This is a genomic window from Kitasatospora sp. NPDC059973 (assembly GCF_042737525.1).
Lineage (GTDB): Bacteria > Actinomycetota > Actinomycetes > Streptomycetales > Streptomycetaceae > Kitasatospora.
Window position 1 is genome coordinate 1 of record NZ_JBHWUI010000338.1, and the last position, 2,956, is coordinate 2,956.

At 76.6% G+C, this 2,956-nt stretch carries 3 protein-coding genes; all 3 read right to left on the reverse strand.

Annotated elements, in window-relative coordinates:
• Window positions 1–332 (reverse strand): SDR family NAD(P)-dependent oxidoreductase (locus ACFWA9_RS38850; protein WP_380394264.1); only part of this gene is annotated, 332 nt, incomplete at its 3' end.
• Between the two features lie 111 nt (window positions 333–443).
• Window positions 444–1,001, reverse strand: a complete 558-nt coding sequence (locus tag ACFWA9_RS38855) for a GNAT family N-acetyltransferase (protein ID WP_380394267.1) — start codon at window positions 999–1,001, stop codon at window positions 444–446.
• Between the two features lie 159 nt (window positions 1,002–1,160).
• Window positions 1,161–2,861, reverse strand: a complete 1,701-nt coding sequence (locus ACFWA9_RS38860; protein ID WP_380394270.1) for a peptide-N4-asparagine amidase — start codon at window positions 2,859–2,861, stop codon at window positions 1,161–1,163.
• Window positions 2,862–2,956 lie beyond the last annotated feature (95 nt).

A 2,956-nucleotide genomic window follows, 5' to 3' on the forward strand; every position in this document is an offset into this window, starting at 1 on the left:
GCCCCCGGCCCGCCGCCCACCCCGGTCCGGCCTCGGGGTCCGCCGCCGCCCGGGCTGCTGGTCCTGCCGCGTCGGGCGGGCCCGCGGGCCCGGTGCGGCACGATCGGCGACCTCTCGGCGACCGCCCGCTCCGGGCCGTCCGCGGCGGTGAGGTCCACCTGGAGCGGCGGGAGGTCGGTCGTGCGGCCGAGCGCGGCGAGGTCGTCGGTCACGGTCCGGGAGGCGGCCGGCACGCTGACGCCCTCGGCGGCGAGGGCCCGGGTGACGGCGAGGCCGATGCCCTTGCCCGCCCCGGTCACCACGGCGGCCTCGCCCGACAGGTGCAGGTCCATCGTCGACTCCTCCAGCGCGCTGCCCGGCCGCCGTCCGCCCCGGCCGGGCGCGGCCCGGGCCGGAGCCGTCGCAGCTCTGCCCCCGGGCCGCATCCGGGCCTCGGGGGCGGGTCAGACCCGGTCGGAGGCCAGGTCGGCCGGGGCGGTCCACTCCTCGGCGAGCAGGCCGAGCACGACCTCGTCGCGGTGGGCGCCGTAGGCCCAGGCGGAGCGGCGCAGGGTGCCTTCGAGGGTGAAGCCGGCGCGGGTCGCGGCGGCGATCATCGGCAGGTTCTCGGCGAGGGTGTCGATCTGGAGGCGGTGCAGGCCGCGGACGGTGAAGCCGTAGTGGCACAGCAGCGCGACGACCTCGCGGGCCAGGCCCCGGCCGCGGAGGGCGGGGCGCAGGGCGAGGCCGAGATGGGCGGTGCGGTTGTGGGTGTCGATGCCCCAGAGGAGGGCCTCGCCGGCGAGGTCGCCCGAGGGGAGGGTGGTGACGGAGAAGCAGGCGGCCTCGTCCGAGGGGGCGGCGACCGCGTACGGGGACCAGGCGGTGCCCGGTGAAACGGGCTGCCAGGGCCGGGAGTCGGCCCGGGAGCGGGTGGCGACGTCGTCGTACAGCTCGGCCTGCAGTACGGGGACGTCGGCGTCGTGTCTGGCCCGGAGGGCGACTTTGGAGTTGTGTAGCATGTCACATTGCTATCAGGGCCGGTGCCGTTCGCACCAGCGGATTCCCGTGCACCGGGCGGGTGGTGGCGTTCCCGCCGGGGCTCGCCGGAGCCTGAAAGGCGCCCGCCGGGTCGAACCGTCCGCCCGGTGCGGCCGGAGCGGTGCGACCCGGCGCCGGGTTCACCCCCGGTCGGTCGGCCAGCCGTCCACGGTGGTGAGGGAACGGTGGTACGGGCCGTCGGGCCCGGTGCTGCGGTAGTCCTCGACGGAGCCGCCGGTGCGGACGGTGCGGTCGCCGTCGTACCGGTGGGCGGTCGGGCGCAGGGTGTGGTCGACGCCGGAACGCTCGGTGGTCCGGCCGCCGACCGTGCCGGTGGTGTCCCGGTGATAGCCGAGGTTCATGGTGGTGACCTGGTCGCTCGCGCCGGCCGCGTCGTGGGTGACGCGGTAGTCGACGTCCAGCGGCTCGCCCTCGTGCACGGTGGTGGTGCGCGGCGGCCCGTCGCCCCAGGTGCTGGTGGTGCGGGTCAGGTCGGTGCGGTTGCGCAGCGTCAGGTCGTTGCCGCTGTCCCGGAACCGCTGGGCGGAGCCGAAGACGAGGGTGTCGCGGACCTCGGTGGTGATCCGGCCGTGCGAGGTCTGCACCCAGCCGCGGGCCCGGTCGTGCCGGCCCGCGGTGACGGACCAGTCGCCGCTGCCGCCGCCGTGGTCGGTCAGCGCGGTGGAGACGGCGGCCTCCGGGGCGACCGCGTGGTCGGTGAGCGCCCCGGTGGTGCGGGCGGCGCCGTGGTCGACCTCGGCGAACAGGTTGACTTGGCCCGTCCAGACGTCGTTGCCCTGGGCCTCGGCCGCGTTGACGGTGATGCCGACGGCGTGCGGGCGGCCGTCCAGCAGCAGGCCGACGTACGGGGTGAGGTCGAGCCGGTAGGCGGGCAGGTCGAAGGCGAAGATGCCGGGGGTGGGCCGCCAGAGCAGCGGGTCCCAGCCGCCGGTGTAGATCACGGGGTACGGCCAGACCGCCCCGGCCACCTGGCCGTCTACGGTCAGCCGCAGCTCGCGGAACGGGCCCTTGCCGCAGGCGCCCAGCCCGGGGTTCGCGCCGACGAACGCGTCGGGCGCGGAGGCGTACGCGAACTCCTCGCAGGCGCCGCCGCCCCGGGCGTACACCTCGGCGGTCAGGCGTTCCAGGTTGGGCGGGAAGGCGAGGTCGCGGGTGGCGGTCGGGGCGGCCTGGGTGAGCCCGAACGGCCCGGTGGTGAGCAGCCGGTCGGCGGTGCGGGCGGCGGGCCACCGGGCGGAGGTGGTGTAGAAGGTGAGCTCGGCGGTGATCCGGAAGACGCCGGTGTAGGTGGCGTCGGTGACGTTGGCGAGGTCGAAGGCGAACGGCTGCGGGCCGCCGGCGAACAGCGGTGCGTACCGGGTGACGTCCCGTTCGACCGTCCATCCGATGCCGTCGGCGGAGGGCTCGGGGGTGGAGGAGAGCAGGACCTCCACGCCGCCGATCCGGACGGTGAACAGCCGGTCGAACTGCCGCCCGGCGACCTGCCCGTGCAGGGTCAGCACGACTGCCGACCAGGGTCCGGCGCAGGCGGCGGGCGGGGTGACGGTGGCGGTGTACGGGGTGTCGGGCGGGTTTCCGTAGCCGTCCCGGAACGGCTGGTCGTGCATCGCCTCGACGGTGCAGGCGCGGGTGTCCGGCCGGGTGAGCGGCTTCGCGGCGGTGAGCGGGTCGTGGTAGTCGGTGCCGAAGTCGGCGTGCGCGGGGCCGGCGGCGGTCAGCGCGCCGGTGAGGGCGAGGACGACGGCGCCGAGCAGGCGGGCGGCCCGGCGGGCCGGGCCGCCGGGCCTCGGCCCGCGGCGGATCAGCGGGGGTACGGCCAAGGGTCTTCCTCTCCTCGGCCCGGACGGGCGGTCCGGGCGGCGCCCCCGACAATGGCATGTCATCGTCAATCGGTGAAGAGGGGGCGGCCGGCGGG